19 protein-coding genes and 1 tRNA gene are annotated in these 19,257 nt (G+C 69.7%); 12 read left to right on the forward strand and 8 right to left on the reverse strand.

What is annotated here, in order from left to right:
• The first annotated feature begins 34 nt into the window (after nt 1-34).
• The 5 genes from ABT095_RS05350 (at nt 35) to ABT095_RS05370 (ending at nt 3,743) form a co-directional block, all read left to right on the forward strand.
• Nucleotides 35-1,480 (forward strand): amino acid permease, encoded by a 1,446-nt coding sequence (locus tag ABT095_RS05350; RefSeq protein WP_350527936.1) that lies wholly within the window; start codon nt 35-37, stop codon nt 1,478-1,480.
• Nucleotides 1,481-1,564: 84 nt separating this feature from the next.
• Nucleotides 1,565-1,996 (forward strand): M67 family metallopeptidase, encoded by a 432-nt coding sequence (locus tag ABT095_RS05355; protein ID WP_350527937.1) that lies wholly within the window; start codon nt 1,565-1,567, stop codon nt 1,994-1,996.
• 173 nt (nt 1,997-2,169) lie between these two features.
• Nucleotides 2,170-2,286, forward strand: a complete 117-nt coding sequence (locus ABT095_RS05360; protein WP_350527938.1) for a putative leader peptide — start codon at nt 2,170-2,172, stop codon at nt 2,284-2,286.
• Nucleotides 2,287-2,393: 107 nt separating this feature from the next.
• On the forward strand, nt 2,394-2,672 hold the full coding sequence (locus ABT095_RS05365; protein ID WP_350527939.1) for a MoaD/ThiS family protein: 279 nt from the start codon (nt 2,394-2,396) through the stop codon (nt 2,670-2,672).
• 102 nt (nt 2,673-2,774) lie between these two features.
• Entirely contained in the window at nt 2,775-3,743 is a 969-nt protein-coding gene (locus tag ABT095_RS05370) for a PLP-dependent cysteine synthase family protein (protein ID WP_350527940.1), read from the forward strand.
• Nucleotides 3,744-3,890: 147 nt separating this feature from the next.
• On the opposite strand, the gene ABT095_RS05375 is transcribed toward ABT095_RS05370, so the two are convergent.
• Nucleotides 3,891-4,283, reverse strand: coding sequence for a type II toxin-antitoxin system PemK/MazF family toxin (locus ABT095_RS05375; protein WP_350527941.1), 393 nt, complete (start codon nt 4,281-4,283; stop codon nt 3,891-3,893).
• 198 nt (nt 4,284-4,481) lie between these two features.
• Between ABT095_RS05375 and ABT095_RS05380 the strand changes: the two genes are divergently transcribed.
• Nucleotides 4,482-4,676 carry a MerR family transcriptional regulator gene (locus tag ABT095_RS05380; protein WP_350527942.1) on the forward strand — a complete coding sequence of 65 codons (195 nt, stop codon included), beginning with the start codon at nt 4,482-4,484 and terminating at the stop codon, nt 4,674-4,676.
• Nucleotides 4,677-4,836: 160 nt separating this feature from the next.
• Nucleotides 4,837-5,583 (forward strand): MBL fold metallo-hydrolase, encoded by a 747-nt coding sequence (locus tag ABT095_RS05385; protein ID WP_350527943.1) that lies wholly within the window; start codon nt 4,837-4,839, stop codon nt 5,581-5,583.
• A 7-nt stretch (nt 5,584-5,590) separates the two neighbouring features.
• Here ABT095_RS05385 and ABT095_RS05390 read toward each other — a convergent pair whose 3' ends face one another.
• From ABT095_RS05390 to ABT095_RS05410, 5 genes are all read right to left on the reverse strand, one after another.
• The gene (locus ABT095_RS05390) at nt 5,591-6,169 is read right to left on the reverse strand and encodes a hypothetical protein (RefSeq protein ID WP_350527944.1); all 579 of its coding nucleotides are present in this window, start codon (nt 6,167-6,169) and stop codon (nt 5,591-5,593) included.
• 71 nt (nt 6,170-6,240) lie between these two features.
• A complete protein-coding gene (locus ABT095_RS05395; RefSeq protein ID WP_350527945.1) occupies nt 6,241-8,349 on the reverse strand; it encodes an RICIN domain-containing protein in 2,109 nt (702 codons plus the stop codon).
• A 114-nt stretch (nt 8,350-8,463) separates the two neighbouring features.
• Nucleotides 8,464-9,735 carry a PTS transporter subunit EIIC gene (locus tag ABT095_RS05400; protein WP_350527946.1) on the reverse strand — a complete coding sequence of 424 codons (1,272 nt, stop codon included), beginning with the start codon at nt 9,733-9,735 and terminating at the stop codon, nt 8,464-8,466.
• Nucleotides 9,736-10,022: 287 nt separating this feature from the next.
• Nucleotides 10,023-11,270 carry a PTS transporter subunit EIIC gene (locus tag ABT095_RS05405; protein WP_350527947.1) on the reverse strand — a complete coding sequence of 416 codons (1,248 nt, stop codon included), beginning with the start codon at nt 11,268-11,270 and terminating at the stop codon, nt 10,023-10,025.
• Nucleotides 11,271-11,530: 260 nt separating this feature from the next.
• Nucleotides 11,531-12,817 (reverse strand): PTS transporter subunit EIIC, encoded by a 1,287-nt coding sequence (locus ABT095_RS05410; RefSeq protein WP_350527948.1) that lies wholly within the window; start codon nt 12,815-12,817, stop codon nt 11,531-11,533.
• 261 nt (nt 12,818-13,078) lie between these two features.
• Here ABT095_RS05410 and ABT095_RS05415 point away from each other — a divergent pair, with 261 nt between their 5' ends.
• From ABT095_RS05415 to rdgB, 4 genes are all read left to right on the forward strand, one after another.
• Nucleotides 13,079-13,312: a PTS sugar transporter subunit IIB gene (locus ABT095_RS05415; RefSeq protein ID WP_018517946.1), complete on the forward strand. Its 234-nt coding sequence runs from the start codon at nt 13,079-13,081 to the stop codon at nt 13,310-13,312.
• A gap of 86 nt (nt 13,313-13,398) precedes the next feature.
• Complete coding sequence (gene rph / locus ABT095_RS05420; protein WP_350527949.1) at nt 13,399-14,124, forward strand: ribonuclease PH; 726 nt, start codon at nt 13,399-13,401, stop codon at nt 14,122-14,124.
• A gap of 161 nt (nt 14,125-14,285) precedes the next feature.
• A complete protein-coding gene (locus ABT095_RS05425) occupies nt 14,286-14,675 on the forward strand; it encodes a hypothetical protein (RefSeq protein WP_350527950.1) in 390 nt (129 codons plus the stop codon).
• Nucleotides 14,676-14,692: 17 nt separating this feature from the next.
• A complete protein-coding gene (rdgB, locus tag ABT095_RS05430; protein ID WP_350527951.1) occupies nt 14,693-15,292 on the forward strand; it encodes an RdgB/HAM1 family non-canonical purine NTP pyrophosphatase in 600 nt (199 codons plus the stop codon).
• Between the two features lie 68 nt (nt 15,293-15,360).
• Here rdgB and ABT095_RS05435 read toward each other — a convergent pair.
• Nucleotides 15,361-15,435: transfer RNA gene (locus ABT095_RS05435), tRNA-Leu, on the reverse strand.
• Between the two features lie 59 nt (nt 15,436-15,494).
• Nucleotides 15,495-16,340, reverse strand: a complete 846-nt coding sequence (locus tag ABT095_RS05440) for an HNH endonuclease signature motif containing protein (RefSeq protein WP_350527952.1) — start codon at nt 16,338-16,340, stop codon at nt 15,495-15,497.
• A 231-nt stretch (nt 16,341-16,571) separates the two neighbouring features.
• Here ABT095_RS05440 and ABT095_RS05445 point away from each other — a divergent pair, with 231 nt between their 5' ends.
• On the forward strand, nt 16,572-19,007 hold the full coding sequence (locus ABT095_RS05445; protein ID WP_350527953.1) for a chitinase C-terminal domain-containing protein: 2,436 nt from the start codon (nt 16,572-16,574) through the stop codon (nt 19,005-19,007).
• Nucleotides 19,008-19,257: the final 250 nt, after the last annotated feature.

Raw genomic sequence — 19,257 nt, forward strand, 5'->3', positions numbered from 1 at the left:
ACTTCCTTACTCCCCGTAGCAAGGACGGTCGGTCATGGCAGTGCCCCCGTACGACGAGGTCGTCGACCCCACCCCCGACGACGAGGGGTACGAGCGCGGCCTGAACAGCCGCCAGATCCAGATGATCGCCATCGGCGGGGCGATCGGCACCGGCCTCTTCCTCGGCGCGGGCACCGCGATCTCCAAAGCCGGGCCCAGCCTGATCCTCAGTTACGCGATCGCCGGCGTGGTGATCTTCGTGATCATGCGGGCGCTCGGCGAGCTGCTCACCTACCGCCCGGTCTCGGGCAGCTTCGCCGAGTACGCCCGCGAGTTCCTCGGCCCCTTCGCCGGGTACGTCACGGGCTGGACGTACTGGCTGTTCTGGGTGGTCACCGGCATGGCCGAGACCACCGCGGCGGCCGTCTACGTCAGGTACTGGGCGCCCGGCATCCCGCAGTGGCTGAGCGCGCTGGTCTTCCTGGTGATCCTCTACGGCGCCAACCTGATCTCGGTGAGCCTGTTCGGCGAGATCGAGTTCTGGTTCTCGATGGTCAAGGTCACCGCGATCGTCGCGATGATCCTGATCGGCATCGGGGTGCTGGTCTTCGGCTTCAGCAAGGCCGGTGACACCGCGTCACTCACCCACCTCTGGCAGGACGGCGGCTTCTTCCCCAAGGGCGTGCACGCGACCCTGCTGACCCTGCAGATCGTCATGTTCGCCTACCTGGGCGTCGAACTGGTCGGCGTCACCGCCGGCGAGAGCGAGAACCCGGAGAAGACCCTGCCGCGGGCCATCAACACCCTGCCGTTGCGGATCGTGCTCTTCTACATCGGCGCGCTCACCGTGATCCTCTCGCTCGTCCCGTGGACGGAGTTCCAGCCCGGGGTCAGCCCCTTCGTGGCCGCCTTCGGGAAGATCGGCATCCCGGCCGGGGCCGGGATCATCAACTTCGTGGTGCTCACCGCCGCGCTCTCCTCCTGCAACTCCGGTATGTACTCCACCGGCCGGATGCTGCGCGACCTCGCCCTGCGCGGCCAGGCCCCCTCCGCCGTCACCCGGCTCAACGGCCACCGCAGCCCGGCGCTGGCGATCACCGCCTCCGCCCTGCTGATGGGCCTGGGCGTGCTGCTCAACGCCGTCGCCCCCGGCAAGGCCTTCGAGTACATCACCTCGGTGGCCACCGTCTGCGGCATCTGGACCTGGGGCGTCATCCTGCTCTCCCAGTACCGCTACCGGACGGCCTGGCGCGGCGGCCACCTGCCGCCGCCGAGCTTCAAGGCCCCCGGCGGCAGCTGGACGGGCCTGCTCGCACTGGCCTTCCTCGGCCTGGTGGTGGTGCTGATCGGTTTCGACTCCGACAACCGGATCTCGCTCTACGTCTTCCCGGTCTGGGCCGCCCTGCTGGTGATCGGCTACCAGGTGCTCAAGCGGCGGCGGCCGGAGGCCGTGCACGGGACGGCCCACGACCACCTGCACGTGCCGAAGTCCGAGCAGTGATCCGGAGCAGGATCCCAGGCAGTGATCCCGAACAGTGGTCCCGAGGAGTGAGACGGCGCGGGGCGGGTGGCTATCCTGGCCCGCATGCTGACCATCACCCGAGAACTGCGCGACGCCATCCTCGCCCACGCCCGGGCCGACCACCCGGACGAGGCCTGCGGTGTGGTCGCCGGCCCGGCCGGCTCCGGCCGCCCCGAGCGGTTCGTCCCGATGCTCAACGCCGCCCGCTCGCCCACCTTCTACGAGTTCGACTCCGGTGACCTGCTGAAGCTCTACCGCGAGATGGACGACCGGGACGAGGAGCCGGTGATCGTCTACCACTCGCACACCGCCACCGAGGCCTACCCCTCGCGCACCGACGTCAGCTACGCCTCCGAGCCGTTCGCCCACTACGTGCTGGTCTCCACCGCCGAGGGCACCGATCCGGACAGCCCGTACCAGTTCCGGTCGTTCCGCATCGTGGACGGCGTGATCACGGAGGAAGACGTCGAGGTGGTCGAGGAGTACGCCGCCTGAGCCCGCACCTCCCGCCTCGGGCCCGTCGCACCCCCTCCGGGCGGGGCGGCGGGCCCGTCGCCGTGCCGCCCCGGGCAAGCCGGGAGGGGCGGTGTGACGAAATGCGAGACGGATACATCCGCATCCCGAGACGCGGATGTCGGAGCGGGGGCGGGAATCTATACGATGAGCGCATGCGTTCCGTCGATGTGAGCATTCAGGCCCCAGGCACCCGCCTCGTGGCGCGCCTGCACGTCGACCTGTGCCGGCTCGCCAGCTCCATCTGTCCCGGTACGGCAGACGCCCGCTGACTTCCCCGGCGCCACCCGCCGCACCCGCCCGCACGCACCAGGGCACCCCTTACGTCTTCCGAGCCGCGCCCGAGCGGCCGTCCGACCCACTCCACAGGAGCGCAGCCATGGCCATCGAGGTCCGCATCCCCACGATCCTCCGCACCTACACCGACGGCGCCAAGGCCGTCGAGGGCAGCGGCAGCAACCTTGAGGAGCTCTTCGCCGACCTCGACGCCCGCCACCCCGGCATCGCCGCCCGCCTGCTGGACGGCGGCGAGCTGCGCCGCTTCGTCAACGTCTACCTGAACGACGAGGACGTCCGCTTCCTCAGCGGCGTCACCACCGCCCTCGCCGACGGTGACAGCGTCACCATCCTCCCGGCCGTGGCCGGCGGCTCCCGCTGAGGTAGTCGCTCGTTGTGACTTCCGGGGCGGCTCCCGCCAGGGCCGCCCCGGACCGCTGTCCGCCGCCCCAGGCTCAAGCCCTCGCCCTCGCCGGAGACTCCCATGCGTTACGACAGTCCGCTCGAAGCCGTCGGCAACACCCCGCTCGTACGGCTGCCGCGGCTCTCCGCCGCGATCCCCGGCAACGAGGAGGGGCGGGTCAGCCTCTGGGCCAAGCTCGAGGACCGCAACCCCACCGGCTCGATCAAGGACCGCCCGGCCCTGCACATGATCGAGCGGGCCGAGGCCGCCGGGCTGCTCACGCCCGGCTGCACCATCCTGGAGCCCACCAGCGGCAACACCGGCATCTCGCTGGCGATGGCCGCCAAGCTCAAGGGCTACCGGATGGTCTGCGTGATGCCGGAGAACACCTCCGAGGAGCGGCGCGAACTCCTGCGGATGTGGGGCGCCGAGATCATCCCCTCCCCGGCGGCCGGCGGCTCCAACACCGCCGTGCGGATCGCCAAGGAGATCGCCGCCGAGCACCCCGACTGGGTGATGCTCTACCAGTACGGCAACCCCGACAACGCGGGCGCCCACTACACGACCACCGGCCCCGAGATCCTGGCCGACCTCCCGACCGTCACCCACTTCGTGGCGGGCCTGGGCACCACCGGCACCCTGATGGGCGTCGGCCGCTTCCTGCGGGAGAAGGTCCCGGGCGTGAAGATCGTCGCCGCCGAGCCGCGGTACGACGACCTGGTCTACGGCCTGCGGAACCTGGACGAGGGCTTCGTCCCGGAGCTCTACGACGCCGAGGTCCTCACCACCCGCTTCTCCGTCGGCTCCGCCGACGCAGTCCGCCGCACCCGCGAACTGCTCCAGCAGGAGGGCATCTTCGCGGGCGTCTCCACCGGCGCCATCCTGCACGCCGCCATCGGCTCCGGCCGCAAGGCCGCCGCCGCGGGCGAGCGGGCCGACATCGTCTTCGTCGTCGCGGACGGCGGCTGGAAGTACCTGTCCACCGGCATCTACACGGCCGAGACGACCGAAGCCGCGGTCGAGGCCCTCCAGGGCCAGCTCTGGGCCTGAACCCTTTGCTGTGCGGGCGAACGGCGGGCCAGTTGCACTATCCGCTCGGGGGTGCGAGGACCGGCGCGAGGCGGAAGGCGACAGGCCGAATCCTTCCGATCCCGCGCAGTTCCTCGCGCCCCTGAGTGCTGCAACTGGCGCGTGAGCCTAGAGGGTGCGGACCCGTGACCAGGTCCGGGCGTCCACCGGGCCGACCTTGCGGCGGAAGTCGCGGACGGGGACGCTGCGGAGTTCGTCGGTCTCCAGGTAGCTGGTGCGGCCCTGGCGGTCGCCGACCGCGCCGGGCGGGAGCTGCAGGACGCCGGGCCGTTCCGCGTGGTGCTTGCTGGTGATCTTGACGACCGTGGCCGTGCGGCCGCGGACCCGCAGGACCAGGCACGGCCGGTCCTTCGTCCCGGGCCCGTCCTCGAACGGGACCTGGGCCCACCAGATCTCACCGGCGGCCGGCCCGCCCGGCGGGGTGCGCCGCCGCAGGAGTGCCCCCACCAGGGCGGCGACCGCCACCAGCCCTGCCGCCGCCCAGACCCAGCCGCCGTGCATCCCGCTCTCCTCCGCTGTCCGAATTCGTACGGCAGACCGTATCGGCTGCCGTGACAATCCGGGATTTGTCCGTCCGCAGCTGCTGCTTCGTCACGGAACATCCACAAGGTCCGTTCTGCCCTAAAGCTCCTCGTTGGGCCGGAAAAGCTGGCCACAGCCGAACCAGCATCGGACCCTCACCCCCGAAGGCGGCCCCCGATGAGCGCTCGCAGCACCGACCTCTGGTCCTACGTCGAGATCGCCCGCCACATCAACGTCCAGCCCGAGACGGTGCGCAGCTACCGCCGCCACGGCCTGCTGCCGGACCCGGACGTGACCGACTCGAACGGCCATCCGCGGTGGTACCCCGACACCATCCGCACCTGGGCCCGCAACCGCCCCGGCCACCGCTGAGCGCCCGCCCCGTTCTGGTGATTCCAGCCACAGCACGGCACGGAGACGGAGGCAAAGTGCCCTTCCGCCCGTACTCTCGTCTCCCAGAGAGACCGCGCTACCCGACGGTAGCGGCGGACGCGTCGCGGACCATGACCCAGTGGGGCGGGAAGGGCTCGGCATGAAACTGACCGTGGTGGGGTGCTCGGGGAGCTTCCCGTCCGTCGACTCGCCCTGCTCCAGCTACCTGGTCGAGGCCGACGGATACCGGGCGGTCCTCGACCTCGGCAACGGCGCGCTCGGCCCGCTGCAGCAGTACTGCGGGCTGTACGACCTCGACGCCGTGCTGCTCAGCCACCTGCACGCGGACCACTGCATCGACATGTGCGCGTACTGGGTCGCCCGCAACTACCGCTTCGAGGGCTGCCCGGACCCGCTCCCGGTCTACGGGCCGCAGGGCACGCCCGAGCGCCTCGCCCAGGCGTACGACATGCCGGCGGACCCGGGGATGAAGGAGGTCTTCGACTTCCGCACCCTGACCGAGGGCAGCTTCGACCTCGGCCCGCTGCGGGTGACGGCCATCCCGGTCAACCACCCGGTGGAGGCGTTCGCGTTCCGGATCGAGCACGGCGGCAGCAGTTTCGTCTACTCCGGTGACACCGGCGTCTGCTCCGAGCTGGTCGAACTCGCGCGCGGCACCGACCTGTTCCTCTGCGAGGCCGCCTACACCCACGGCCGGGAGAACATCGAGGCCGTGCACCTGAACGGCCGTCAGGCCGGTGAGCACGCCAAGGACGCCGGGGTGGGGCGCCTGGTGCTGACCCACATCCCCCCGTGGACGGACGCCGAGGCCAACCTGCGGGACGCCCGCGAGGTCTTCACCGGCCCGGTCGAACTGGCCCGCGCCGGGGCCGTGTACGAGTTCTGACGGGGATTCACCCCCGCCTGCGCCGCCGCACGACCAGGATCCCGGCGGCCCCGAGCACCGCGCCGACCGCGAGCACCAGCCAGCCGGAGGAGCCCCGCTGCGGCGTGGGCCTCGGGGCGTCGGCGACGGTGGTCGGGCCGACGGCCTTCGGGGTGACCGCAGTGGTCGGTGTCGGTGTTGCGGTCGCGGTCGGGCTGAAGGCCGTGCTGGGGTCGGTGAGTTGGGTGCTGACCGTCAGGTCGGTCTCGGTGCGGCCCAGGGCCGGGAAGCTGGCCTCGACGGTGAGGTGCCAGTGGCCGGCCGGGAGGGCCTCGGCGGTGGCGTAGCTGCCGTCGGCCTGGCGGACCAGGCGCCAGGGGCCGGCGTGGTGGCCGTCGGCGGAGACGCCGGTGAGCGTGGCGGCCAGCGGTTCGGTGACCGGGTCGCCGTCGTTCTCCCAGGTGGCCACGGTGTGCGGCTGGCCGCCGGCGGGGTTGCTGACCGCGAGGTGGACGGAGTCACCGTGGGCGGCCGCCGGGCCCGCCGCGGTGAGCAGGGCGAGGGCGGTCAGGGCTAGCACGGCCGGGCGGCGGTGGGTGCGTGGCACGGGAGGGGCTCCTCGGGGAACGGGCGACGGCCCGGCCGAGGGGGCCGGGCCGTACGCGAGGGGTCGGGTGGTCAGGAGGTGGGCTGCACGGCCCAGCGCTGGTAGGCGGCGGAGTCGTCCGGCCGCTGGAGCTCGAGCAGCCAACCGCCGTAGTACCAGCGCTTGCTGACGCCGAGCACGAGATCCGAGCCCTTGGCCGCCAGCGTCCAGCTGCCACCGGAGGCGGTGAGCTTCCACTGCTGGGTCGCGGCGTCGCCGCAGGGCTGCTGGGCCACGTACTGGCCGGGCAGCAGCGCGCCGCCGACCTGGAGGCACTTGCCGGTCAGGGCCGAGCGCAGGCGCAGGTAGCCGCCGCCCGCGTCGTCGAACAGCCACTGCTGGTTGGCGTAGCCGGTGCTCTGGTAGGCGATCAGCACGGTGCCGTTGTCGGCCGAGCTGCCCCAGAGGTCGGCGGCCTGGCCGGTGAGACTGTTGAGCAGCTGGTAGCGAGCGCCGGGCTTGGTCGGGCCGTTGCCCGCGGGCTTGGTGCGGAAGGCGGCGGCCTTGCCGGCCTTGCCGGTCTGCCCGGCGGCGTCCTTGACGGCGACGGCCACGGTGTACGCGGTGTCCGGCTGGAGGCGGACGATCCGCACGGCGGTGGCGCGGACCACGCCGATCGCCCGGCCGTTCAGCCGGATCTCGTACCCGGCCGCGCCGGAGACCTGCGGCCAGCCGACCACCACGGAGTCGGCGGTGAGCTGACTGGTGGTCACCGCCGGACCGGTGCCGCTGGTCGGGGTGGGCGTGGGGGTGCGCGTCGGGGTGGGGGTGGGCGTCGGAGTGGTCGTGCGGGTCGGGGTGGGGGTCGGGGTCGGCGTGGGGTTGGTGCCGCCGCCGTTGCTCGCGATCAGGAACTGGTTGTTGGCCACGTTCCAGTGGGTGGTGAGGTAGCTGCCCGGCGCGGGGTTGGTGTTGTAGTAGTCGTCGTGGTTGCAGTCCAGCCGGTCGTCGTGGGCGCGGTCCGGGCAGTGGACCTGCATCTGCGGGTAGTACGGCGCGTCGGAGTAGCACATGATGTCCCACTCGTCGACGCAGTGGCCGGCCTTGCTGGAGTTCGGCGCGCTGTTGTTGACGGCGCCGAGGTTGTGGCCCAGCTCGTGCGCGGCGGTGGAGCCGCCCCAGCAGCCGTTGTCGGTGCGGCCGTAGGAGGGGCCGAAGTTGCTGATGTTGTCCTGGGTGGGCCGCTCGTCCCCGGCGAAGGTGCCGATGCCGCAGTAGACCTGGGCGTCCGCGAAGATCATGTACTTGCGGTCGCGGCGGTTGAAGCCCTGCTTGGCGAGCGCGTCGTTGGTGGCGCCGAACTCGGCGAGCGCGCTGGAGGACAGCTCGACGTCGAGCACGGTGGCGGAGCAGTCGGGCTGGGTGACGAAGCGGATGTGCCGGTCCCCGCCGGTCTCCTGGGCGCTCGCGTCGTAGATGACGTCGGCGTCGGCGGCCCACTTCTGGAACGAGGCCTGGTACTGGCCGAAGCGGTCCTGGCCGGGCGCGTGCACGTAGAGCACCTGGACGCGGTTGCCGGTCGAGCCGTCCCCGTCGCAGACCACGGCCGAGCCCGCGGCGGCGGCCGGGGCGGCGGCGCGCGGGGTGGTGGCCTGGGCGGTCTCGGCGAGGGAGCCGGCGCCGGTGGCGTCGAGCACCGGCTGCTGGTCGGTCACCAGGTCGGCGGTGGTCGGGGTGTCGGCGTTGCCGTCGGGGGTGGGCAGCGCGGGGGCCTGGCCGGCGGCGGCCGCCGGGGCGGTGGCCTTGTGGATGTCCACGCCCTTGGGCGGGACGTCGGGGCCGTGGGTGCACAGCGAGGCGGAGGACACCTTGTAGACGCCCGCGCACTTGTCGTTCTTGGCGGCGGCGGTGAGGCCGGCGTAGACGAGCCCCCGGGCGGGGTCGCTCTTGGGGACTTCCTTGATGGGGGTGGGCGGTTCGTTGTGCTCCGGCGCGGCGGCCGGGTCACCGATCATCCGCAGGACGTCGCCGGCCACCGGCGGGTCGGCCACCGTACGCGGCGCCGAGCCCTCCACCGCCGAGCCGATGCCCACCACCCCGGCCAGCAGCGCCCCCGCGAGACCCGCCCCCAGGGCTATTCGCCCGCGCTGACCCCGCCTGCGACGGCGGTGATCGGCCTTCCTGATGCCCCTGCTACCCATGCGGTGCTCCCCTTCGGTCCGGGTCGGTCACCTGGGAGATGGGGGAGCGGGGGAGCGGATAACAGAAAAGTGCACCACTGTTTCCAGCGGTGCACTTCTGCGGGGGAGCCGGGACTACTTGGTCAGGTCCTCGATCTCCTCGTCGCTCTCACGACCCGGGGTCGGGAGGTTGAACTTGGTGATCGCGAAGCGGAAGACCACGTAGTAGACCACCGCGAAGACCAGGCCGATCGGGACGACCAGCCACGGCTTGGTGGCCAGGTGCCAGGACAGGCCGTAGTCGATGGCGCCGGCCGAGAAGTTGAAGCCGATGTGGACGCCGAGGGCCCAGGTGACGGCCATCGAGACGGCGGTCAGGAGGGCGTGGATGACGTACAGGGCCGGGGCGATGAAGACGAAGGCGAACTCGATCGGCTCGGTGACACCGGTGACGAAGGAGGTGAGCGCGAGCGACATCATCATGCCGAGGACGACCTTGCGGCGCTCCGGACGGGCGCAGTGCGCGATGGCCAGCGCGGCGGCGGGCAGCGCGAACATCATGATCGGGAAGAAGCCCGAGGTGAACTGGCCGGCGCTCGGGTCGCCGGCGAAGAAGCGGGTGATGTCGCCGTGGACGACGGTGCCGTCGGCCTTGGTGTAGTCACCGGCCTGGAACCAGGCGTAGGAGTTGACGAACTGGTGCATGCCGACCGGCAGCAGGGCGCGGTTGACCAGTCCGAAGGCCCCGGCGCCGAACGCGCCCGCGCCGATCAGGGTGTCGTTCAGGTGGCCGATGGCGTTGCCGACCGGGCCCCAGACGTTGGCGAAGACCACGCCGACCAGGGTGCCGACGAAGGCCATGATGATCGGGACGAGCCGGCGGCCGTTGAAGAAGCCGAGCCAGTCGACCAGCTTGGTGCGGTGGTACTTCTGCCAGAGCACGGCGCTCAGCAGACCGATGACCACGCCGCCGAGGACGCCCGGGTCCTGGTAGGTGGCGGCGGTGTACTTGCCGTTCGCGACCACGGCCTCGTGGATCGGGAACGCGGTGAGCACGTTCTTGTAGACCAGGAAGCCGACCAGGGCGGCCAGCGCGGTGGAGCCGTCGGACTTCTTGGCGTAGCCGATCGCGATGCCGACCGCGAAGAGCAGCGGCAGGTTGTCGAAGACGGCGTGGCCCGCGGTGGCGAAGACGGAGGCGACCTTGAGCCAGCCGAGGCCGTCCTTGCCGAAGACGTCGTCCTGGCCGAGGCGCAGCAGGATGCCCGCCGCCGGGAGCACGGCGATGGGGAGCTGGAGGCTGCGGCCCATCTTCTGGAGGCCCTGGATGAGGTTCTGCCCAGTCTGCTTGAGCTTGCTGGGTGTGGGGGCCGCGGCCGGCGGCGCTGCCTGCGCTGTCGTACTCATGGGGGGTGGTTCCTAACGGCAGGGCGGGTCGGTCGGGGGAGGTGCTCGGGGGCCGAACCGCAAACTGGTCTACACCACTAGTGGTGTAGACCAGTTTTTAGCACGCGCGGAGGAGGGGGGAAACCCTCGAGGGCCGTGCAGGTGGGAAGCGCTATGAAATCGAAACCTTCTTGCGGATAGGCGATCTTGACCGCCAGTCGCAACCGCGATTTTGGCGAGTCGCGCAACAAAAGCGCCCGCCCGCCGCCGATTGGCGGCCGGGCGGGCATTCGTGGACGGAGTGGCGCTCAGGCCTTGGTGACGTCCTCGATCTCGTCCTCGGGCTCTCGGCCCGGTGTCGGGATGTTCCACCGGAGGATCGCGAAGCGGAACAGCCCGTAGTAGAGGGTGGCGAAGACCAGGCCGATCGGGATGATCATCCAGGGCTTGGTCGCCAGGTTGAAGTTGAGCAGGTAGTCGATCAGCCCGGCCGAGAAGGCGAAGCCGTCGTGCACCCCGAGCGCCCAGGTGACGGCCATCGACAGACCGGTGAGCACCGCGTGGATCGCGTACAGCGCCGGGGCGATGAACATGAAGGAGAACTCGATCGGCTCGGTCACGCCGGTGACGAAGCTGGTCAGCGCGAGGGAGATCATCATGCCGAGCACGGCCTTGCGGCGCTCGGGCCGGGCGCAGTGGGCGATAGCCAGGGCGGCCGCCGGGAGGCCGAACATCATGATCGGGAAGAACCCGGACATGAACTGGCCGGCGGTCGGGTCGCCGTGGAAGAAGCGCGGGATGTCGCCGGTCCAGACGTGCCCGGCGGCGTCGGTGAAGCTGCCCACCTGCTGCTGGAAGAAGGTGTTCAGGAACTGGTGCATGCCGACCGGGATGAGCATCCGGTTGGCCACGCCGTAGATGCCCGCGCCGGCCGAGCCGAGGCCGGTCAGCCAGTCGCTCGCGTGGGTCAGGCCGGTGCCGATCGGGCCCCAGGCCAGGCCGAACACGACGCCCGCCAGGGTGCCCACGAAGGCCATGACGATCGGGACCAGCCGGCGGCCGTTGAAGAAGCCGAGCCAGTCGACCAGCTTCTTGCGGTGGTAGCGCTGCCAGATGACGGCGGAGAGCAGGCCGATGACGATGCCGCCGAACACCCCCGGATCCTGCGGCTTTCCGGCCGGGAGGGCCTCGGTGACGGAGCCGGCTGCCGGGAAGGCCGTCAGCACGTTCTTGAAGACCAGGTAGCCGACCAGGGCGGCCAGGGCGGTGGAGCCGTCGGCCTTCTTGGCGTAACCGATCGCCACGCCGACGCAGAACAGCAGGGCGAGGTTGGCGAAGACGGCGTTGCCGGCGGTGGCGAAGACGGTGGCCACCTTGCCCCACTGCAGGCCGTCCTTGCCGAAGACGTCGTCCTGGCCCAGGCGCAGCAGGATGCCGGCCGCGGGCAGGACGGCGACCGGGAGCTGGAGGCTGCGGCCGATCTTCTGCAGGCCCTGGAGCAGGCCGGAGCCCGGTTTCTTGGTGGGAGCGGCCGCGGGGGCGGTCGTCGTACTCATGACGTGTCCTTCGGCGGTGGGCGACGTTGCGCACCTCTCGGCGGAGGCCGATTGGTCTACACCACTTGGGGTGCAGAACCGTTCTAACACGCCTCTCACAGGGCACTGAAATAAATCCGACGCGGGGTCGGCCCGGTAATGCCGGGGCGAATTCCGACAGGGCCGTCGGTCCTTTCCCGGGCAGGACCAAGGCCCTCCGACGGGGGAGTCGGAGGGCCTTTGCCGGGGTCGGGCGGGTACGAATCGGTGGTTTGGCGCGGTCAGGCCTTGGTGACGTCCTCGACTTCCTCCTCGTCCTCCCGGCCCGGTGTCTTCAGGTCGAATGTGACGATGATGAAACGGAAGGCCAGGTAGTAGATCGCGGCGAAGCAGAGCCCGATCGGAATGATCAGCCAGGGTTTGGTGGCGAGGCTCCAGTTGATCACGTAGTCGATCAGGCCGGCCGAGAAGCTGAAGCCGTCATGGACGCCGAGCGCCCAGGTGATCGCCATCGAGGCGCCGGTCAGCACCGCGTGTGCCGCGTACAGGGCCGGGGCGACGTAGGCGAAGGAGTACTCGATCGGCTCGGTGACGCCGGTCACGAAACTGGTCAGCGCGACCGAGGTCATCAGCCCGTAGATCTCCTTGCGCCGGTGCGGCTTGGCGGTGTGGGCGATGGCCATCGCGGCGGCCGGCAGCGCGAACATCATGATCGGGAAGAAGCCCGAGGTGAACTGGCCCGCCGTCGGGTCCCCGGCCAGGAAGCGGTTGATGTCACCGGTGTAGGTCACGCCGTCCTTGGTGAAGGAGCCGAACTGGAACCAGACGAAGGTGTTCAGCAGCTGGTGCATGCCGACCAGCAGCAGCGAGCGGTTGGCCAGGCCGAAGATCCCGGAGCCCCAGGCGCCGAGATCCGAGAGCCACTTGGAGAAGTCGTTCAGCCCCGAGCCGATCGGCGACCAGACCCACACCATCAGCGCGCCGAACAGCAGGCCGACCAGGGCGGTGATCATCGGCACCAGGCGGCGGCCGTTGAAGAAGCCCAGCCAGTCGACCAGCTTCACCCGGTGGAAGCGCACCCACAGGTTGGCCGACATCAGGCCCATCAGGATGCCGCCGAGCACCCCGGGGTTCTGGAAGGTCGCGCCCTCCGAGGTCTTGGTGTCGAAGTCGATGCACTGGTTGCCCTTGACCACGGCCCCGGCGTGGCAGCTCTCGGGGAAGGCCTGCAGCACGAAGTAGTAGACGAGGAAGCCCACCACCGCGGCCAGCGCCGTCGAGCCGTCCGCCTTCTTGGCCATGCCGATCGCCACGCCGATGCAGAACAGCAGCGGCAGGCCGAGCGCCGGGTTCAGCAGCGCGCCCCCGGCGGCGCCGAGGGCGGTGGAGACGTTGTCCCAGCCGAGGCCCTTCTTGCCGAACACGTCCGGCTGGCCGAGGCGGTTGAGAATGCCCGCCGCCGGGAGCACGGCGACGGGCAGTTGCAGGCTGCGCCCCATCTTCTGCAGGCCGCCGTAGAAGGTGTGCCACCACGTGTTCTGCGGCTTCGCGATGGCTGCCGAACTCATCCTGCGCCCTCCCAGGTAATATTGGTGTAGACCACTTCGGTACAGAGCCGGGTGCGACAGGTCCTGGACGTCACTCTCCGGACCTCACTGATCGTCATCCTGGGGTGATGCTCGGGGCTGCGCGCGCGGAAATGGGCCAAATGTGAACTAACGTGGCAGACCGTCGGGAGACGGGCAATGCTTGTCCCGGCGCCTGCCCACGACACAGCACGACGGCACCTGGCAGAGCCGCCGGGTACGCCGAGACAGAGGGAGAAAGACATGGCCAGCAAGGCTGAGAAGATCGTCGCCGGTCTCGGCGGTATCGAGAACATCGAAGAGGTCGAGGGCTGCATCACCCGCCTGCGCACCGAGGTCATCGACCCCTCCAAGGTCGACGAAGCCGCCCTCAAGGCCGCCGGCGCCCACGGCGTCGTCAAGATGGGCACCGCCATCCAGGTCGTCATCGGTACCGACGCCGACCCGATCGCCGCCGACATCGAAGACATGATGTGAGCTGACCGCCCACCCCGCCGGGCCCGCCGCCGCTCATCCGGCCGGCGGGCCTTCGCGCACCCCTGGACGTACTACCCTCGGTGGCTATGTCACGCATCGACGGCCGCACCCCCGAACAGCTCCGCCCCATCACCATCGAGCGAGGCTGGAGCAAGCACGCCGAAGGCTCCGTCCTCGTCAGCTACGGCGACACCAAGGTGCTCTGCACCGCCAGCGTCACCGAAGGCGTGCCCCGCTGGCGCAAGGGCAGCGGCGAAGGCTGGGTCACCGCCGAGTACGCCATGCTCCCCCGCGCCACCAACACCCGCGGCGACCGCGAATCCGTCCGCGGCAAGATCGGCGGCCGCACCCACGAGATCAGCCGCCTCATCGGCCGCTCGCTGCGCGCCGTCATCGACCACCGCGCCCTCGCCGAGAACACCATCGTCCTCGACTGCGACGTCCTCCAGGCCGACGGCGGCACCCGCACCGCCGCCATCACCGGCGCCTACGTCGCCCTCGTCGACGCCGTCGCCTGGGCCCGCGAGAAGAAGATCCTCCGCGCCAAGGGCCAGCCCATCACCGGCGGCGTCAGCGCCGTCAGCGTCGGCATCATCGACGGCGTCCCCATGCTCGACCTCCGCTACGAGGAGGACGTCCGCGCCGAGACGGACATGAACATCGTCTGCACCTCCGACGGCCGCTTCGTCGAGGTCCAGGGCACCGCCGAAGGCGCCCCCTTCGACCGCGCCCTCCTCGACCAGCTCCTCGACCTCGGCACCCTCGGCTGCGCCGAGCTCGACGAGATCCAGCGCAAGGTGCTGGAGGGCTGACTTCTCCGGTGGGAGAGGCGCGGGCGCTGCGGCGCTGTACACGGACGGGTCTTAGCCCTTACCGTTCCGCGCATGGGTCCGGCTTGGGAACCGATTGAGTCCGCTTGATCGTCCCTCTCCTGTAGCCGGTTCCGACCCGCGCCTTCCCCGGAGGACTCCCGATGCCGCACAGCATCAACCGCTCCACCACGCTCGCCGTGGCCGCGCTCATCCTCGTCCTCCCGCTCTCCGCGGTGAGCTGCTCGGCCGCCCAGAAGGCCATCGACTGCGGCAACACCGCCGTCCGCGTCACCACCGACGTGGCCGACGCCGGCACCGCCTTCAACGACGCCGACAAGAACCCGGCCGCCGCCGGGCAGGCGCTCTCCAAGCTGAAGAAGGACCTCGACCAGCTCGGGCGCAACTCCTCCGACACCGACCTCTCCAAGGCCGTCTCCGACCTCCAGTCCCAGGTCGACAAGGCCCAGAAGGCCGTCGACGCCAAGCAGGTCCCCGACCTCAAGCCCCTCGGGGACGCCGCCGCCCAGCTCTCCAAGGTCTGCACCGGCTGACGGCTAGGGTTCTGGCCATGACTACCCGACTTGTCCTCGCCACCCGCAACCAGCACAAGGTCGTGGAGCTCCGCGACATCCTGGGGGCCGCGGACTTCGACCTGGTCGGCGCGGACGCCTACCCCGAGATCCCGGACGTCCCCGAGACCGGGGTGACCTTCGCGGAGAACGCCCTCCTCAAGGCGCACGCGCTGGCGCAGGCCACCGGCCTGCCCGCCGTCGCGGACGACTCGGGCCTGTGCGTCGACGTCCTGAACGGCGCACCCGGCATCTTCTCCGCCCGCTGGGCCGGCAAGCACGGCGACGACCGCGCCAACCTCGAGCTGCTGCTCGCCCAGCTCTCCGACATCGCCGACCCCCACCGCGGCGCCCACTTCGCCTGCGCGGCCGCCCTGGCGCTGCCGGACGGCACCGAGCGCGTGGTCGAGGGCCGCCTCCTGGGTACCTTGCGGACCGCCCCGGCAGGCAACGGCGGCTTCGGCTACGACCCGATCCTGCAGCCGTTGGGGGAGACGCGGACCTGCGCGGAGCTCTCGGCCGCCGAGAAGAACGCCATCAGCCACCGCGGCCAGGCCTTCCGGGCCCTCGCGCCGGTCGTCCGGGAGCTGCTCGGCTGAGCGGGAGCCGGGAAATGATGTGGGCCCCTCTTCCTTCGAAATGAAGGGAAAGGGGCCCATCTGCTATGTACGCCCGGTGGGACTCGAACCCACGACACCACGGACCTAAACCGTGCCTCTCTGGCCAGCTGGAGTACGGGCGCATGCCGCTCCAGCCTACCGTCTGCGAATCGTGGGTGGTAGCGGATGTGATGGTGACCTATCAGGCTGCCATCTGGTGAGCCTTGTTGCGCCCGCAGTAGGTCGGGGTGATGGAGTGACAGTTCGGGCACAGCAAGCGGAGGTTCTCCTCCCTGTTGTCGAGCCAGTTGCCGTTGATGTGGTCGACTTCCAGGGTCATCTGCCGACCGAGCCAGGTCGGCGGGGTGCCGCACATCTCGCAGGCGTCGGGACGACCGATGTGCACCAGCATCGCGCGCAGCCGGTCGCCCGGCGTGCGGTGGCTTCCCGGGGGAAGCAGTACGAGCAGGTCCTCGGGCTTGCGACGCGGGCCGGTCTTCTTGCCCTTGTTGTGTAGCTGCCCGGTGAAGTGGCTGGTGTCGAGCCCGTGCAGGGCGATGCTCTCCTTGACCTGCTTTCGGGAGCTACCGCTCTCGTTGAGGTCGAGCGCCCGCAGGACGCCGCTGATGCTGTGGTGCTGGGCGACTGCTTCGGCCAGCACCTCCTTGGAGATCCGCAGGATCCGGCTCTTTCCGTCACCCCAGAAGACGAAGTGGGAGGTGTCTATGCCGAAGTCCCGGAGTCGCTTCTTGAAGTAAGAGTAGATGCTGTCGTACGGGGTGACGCCCAGGTAGCAGAGCATCTCGTTGATGCTCGTGCTGTGAGCGGCCGCTTCCGCGAGTTGCTCGCGGGTGTAGCGGCGGCGTCCGTAGTCCGGGCGGCCCTGGTTGAAGTGCGAGGTGTCGATCCCGTAGTGCTTCAGTCGCTTGCTGAGATAGCTGTGGGTGCCGCCGGCCATGGGGACTTCGAGCCTTCGCATCATGTCGTTCACGCTGACCGACTCGGCGGCCAAGGTGGCCAGCAGTTCTCGGGTGTACTTGACCGGCATGGATGTCTCCCAGGGGTGATCGGCGTGTCTCCCTCCGGATGGGCTAACGAGGTGTCGGAACCGTGAGTACCGGGTGGTCGGATCACGAAGTTGTGATGAGAGTCACGGGTCGACATCGATTGGTACAGACCTATTGACCCATGTGGTCTGGACCACATAGCTTCGCGCCAAATCCCCCACAGGTGTGCGCATCCCACTGCGCGCACCCGGCACTCTCTCCTGGAGGACCGAGTGTTGAACCGTACGAAGGCCGCTGCGGCGGTGGCCGCTTCCGGGCTGGCAGGGTTGTTGCTGGCCACGCTCGGGGCGGCGCCCTCGGTGGCGGCGGTCGACAACCAGAGCTGTCGGCCTGACGGTATGTACACCACGCCCGGTGTGAACGTGCCGTACTGCAATGTCTATGACAGCAGCGGCCGCGAGATGATGGGCGCCGACCACCAGCGCCGGATCATCGGGTACTTCACCGGGTGGCGCACGGGCAAGGACGGGACGCCCGCCTACCTGGTGAACAACATCCCCTGGGACAAGGTCACCCACCTCAACTACGCCTTCGGGCACGTCGGCAGTGACAACAGGATTTCCGTCGGCACCGACGGCCCGGACAACGCCGCTACCGGGATGACCTTCCCGGGTGTCGCGGGGGCCGAGATGGACCCGACGCTGCCGTACCAGGGGCACTTCAATCTGCTCAGCAAGTACAAGAAGCAGTACCCGAACGTGAAGACCATGATCTCGGTGGGCGGTTGGGCCGAGACCGGCGGGTACTTCGACGACTCGGGCAACCGGGTGGGCTCCGGTGGCTTCTATTCGATGACCACCAATGCGGACGGCAGCGTCAACCAGGCGGGCATCAACACCTTCGCGGACTCGGCCGTCGCGTTCATCGAGAAGTACGGCTTCAACGGTGTCGACCTCGACTACGAGTACCCGACCTCGATGAAGGACGCGGGCAACCCGCTGGACTGGACGACGGCGAACGCCAAGCGCGGGTCGCTGATGAAGGGCTACGCGGCCCTGCTCAAGACCATGCGCGAGAAGCTCGACCGGGCCAGCGCCGCCGACGGCAAGTACTACCTGCTGTCGATCGCCGCGCCGTCCTCGGGCTACCTGCTGCGCGGCATGGAGACCTTCCAGGTGACCCAGTACCTGGACTACGTCAACGTCATGTCCTACGACCTGCACGGGGCGTGGAACCAGTACGTCGGGCCGAACGCCTCGCTCTACGATGACGGCAACGATGCCGAGCTGAAGGCGGCCAACGTCTACGGCACGGCGCAGTACGGCGGGATCGGCTACCTGAACGCCGACTGGGCGTACCACTACTTCCGCGGTGCGATGCCGGCCGGGCGGATCAACGTCGGCCTGCCGTACTACACGCGCGGCTTCAAGAACGTGACCGGTGGGACGAACGGGTTGTGGGGGACGTCGCAGACCTCCAACTGCCCGGCCGGTGCGGGGCTGACCACCTGTGGTGACGGGGCGGTCGGGATCGACAACCTCTGGCACGACCTCGACACCAACGGCAAGGAGGCCCCGGCGGGCTCCAACCCGATGTGGCACGCGAAGAACCTGGAGAAGGGTGTCGTCCCGGACTACCTCGCCAAGTACGGGCTGACGGACACGGCCCTGCAGGGCACGTACAGCCGTAACTACAGCTCCGCGCTCGGTGCGCCGTGGCTGTGGAACGACAGCAAGAAGGTCTTCCTGTCGACCGAGGACGAGCAGTCGGTGGGTGCCAAGGCCGACTACCTGGTGAACCAGGGCGCCGGCGGCGCGATGATCTGGGAGCTGGTGGGCGACTACAAGTGGGACGCCACGGCGAACGGCGGCAAGGGCGAGTACGTCCAGGGGTCGACCCTGACCTCGCTGATGTACGACAAGTTCAAGTCGGCTTCACCGTACGGGGCGCTGCGCTCGACGATCGCGCTGCCGACGCAGACGCTGCCGGTCGACGTGTCCTTCACCAACTTCGCGCTGGGTGACTCGAACTACCCGATCAACCCGAAGATCCACATCGTCAACAACTCGACGGTGACCCTGCCGGGTGGCACGGAGTTCCAGTTCGACTACTCGAACTCGGCGCCGGGCAACGCGAAGGACCAGTCCGGTTTCGGCCTGACCACGATCCGGCAGGACAACCCGGGGCCGGGCAACGTGGGCGGCCTGAAGGGCACCTACAACCGGGCCTCGGTGAAGCTGCCGGGCTGGCAGTCGCTGGCGCCGGGGGCCTCGGTGGACATCGACTTCGTCTACTACCTGCCGGTGTCGACCCCGTCGAACTGGACGGTCAACGTCGGCGGCACGCTGTACGGCCTCACGGGCGACCTGACCCGGGGCGCGGTCAGCGGTGGCACCACGCCGTCGCCGAGCCCGAGCAGCAGCCCGTCCGGCAGCCCTAGCAGCAGCCCGTCGAGCTCCCCGAGCTCCAGCCCGAGCACGAGCCCGTCCAGCAGCCCCAGCGGCAGCCCCAGCCCGTCCAGCAGCCCCAGCACGCCGCCCGGCGGCACCTGCACGGCGCCGAGCTGGAGTGCGGGTGCGGTCTACGCGACGACCGGCACCAAGGTGTCCTGGAAGGGTCACACCTACAGCAACAAGTGGTGGACCACGGGGGAGGACCCCACGGCCAGCGGAGCGTGGGGAGTGTGGAGCGACCTCGGGCCCTGTTGACATAACAGCAGGTCGCTGAGGTAGCGAGCGGCGGTGGCGGTGCACCCGGTCGGGGGGTGTGCCGTCACCGCCTCTGTTTTGTCCGGATGTGTGTGGTCATGTTTAGCCACGGTGGCGCGGACGTAGCCGAGATGTGTCCTACGAAGCTCTTGACCGGCGGGTTGCGCTCGGGGTGTCATATCCACCAGCGAGTTTGATCCTGTTTGATTTTGATGGATTCTGAGCCCCCGCTCAGGCACCACCCTCTGCG

This window comes from Kitasatospora sp. NPDC002227, assembly GCF_040296285.1.
GTDB lineage: Bacteria > Actinomycetota > Actinomycetes > Streptomycetales > Streptomycetaceae > Kitasatospora.

Coding starts and splice junctions, on each gene's coding strand:
- ABT095_RS05355 (WP_350527937.1), top strand. CDS start 1,565: ATGCTGACCATCACCCGAGAACTGCGCGACGCCATCCTCGCCCACGCC.
- ABT095_RS05380 (WP_350527942.1), top strand. CDS start 4,482: ATGAGCGCTCGCAGCACCGACCTCTGGTCCTACGTCGAGATCGCCCGC.
- ABT095_RS05375 (WP_350527941.1), bottom strand. CDS start 4,283: ATGCACGGCGGCTGGGTCTGGGCGGCGGCAGGGCTGGTGGCGGTCGCC.
- ABT095_RS05370 (WP_350527940.1), top strand. CDS start 2,775: ATGCGTTACGACAGTCCGCTCGAAGCCGTCGGCAACACCCCGCTCGTA.
- ABT095_RS05410 (WP_350527948.1), bottom strand. CDS start 12,817: ATGAGTTCGGCAGCCATCGCGAAGCCGCAGAACACGTGGTGGCACACC.
- ABT095_RS05425 (WP_350527950.1), top strand. CDS start 14,286: ATGCCGCACAGCATCAACCGCTCCACCACGCTCGCCGTGGCCGCGCTC.
- rph (WP_350527949.1), top strand. CDS start 13,399: ATGTCACGCATCGACGGCCGCACCCCCGAACAGCTCCGCCCCATCACC.
- ABT095_RS05395 (WP_350527945.1), bottom strand. CDS start 8,349: ATGGGTAGCAGGGGCATCAGGAAGGCCGATCACCGCCGTCGCAGGCGG.
- ABT095_RS05440 (WP_350527952.1), bottom strand. CDS start 16,340: ATGCCGGTCAAGTACACCCGAGAACTGCTGGCCACCTTGGCCGCCGAG.
- ABT095_RS05405 (WP_350527947.1), bottom strand. CDS start 11,270: ATGAGTACGACGACCGCCCCCGCGGCCGCTCCCACCAAGAAACCGGGC.
- rdgB (WP_350527951.1), top strand. CDS start 14,693: ATGACTACCCGACTTGTCCTCGCCACCCGCAACCAGCACAAGGTCGTG.
- ABT095_RS05350 (WP_350527936.1), top strand. CDS start 35: ATGGCAGTGCCCCCGTACGACGAGGTCGTCGACCCCACCCCCGACGAC.
- ABT095_RS05365 (WP_350527939.1), top strand. CDS start 2,394: ATGGCCATCGAGGTCCGCATCCCCACGATCCTCCGCACCTACACCGAC.
- ABT095_RS05360 (WP_350527938.1), top strand. CDS start 2,170: ATGCGTTCCGTCGATGTGAGCATTCAGGCCCCAGGCACCCGCCTCGTG.
- ABT095_RS05400 (WP_350527946.1), bottom strand. CDS start 9,735: ATGAGTACGACAGCGCAGGCAGCGCCGCCGGCCGCGGCCCCCACACCC.
- ABT095_RS05385 (WP_350527943.1), top strand. CDS start 4,837: ATGAAACTGACCGTGGTGGGGTGCTCGGGGAGCTTCCCGTCCGTCGAC.
- ABT095_RS05415 (WP_018517946.1), top strand. CDS start 13,079: ATGGCCAGCAAGGCTGAGAAGATCGTCGCCGGTCTCGGCGGTATCGAG.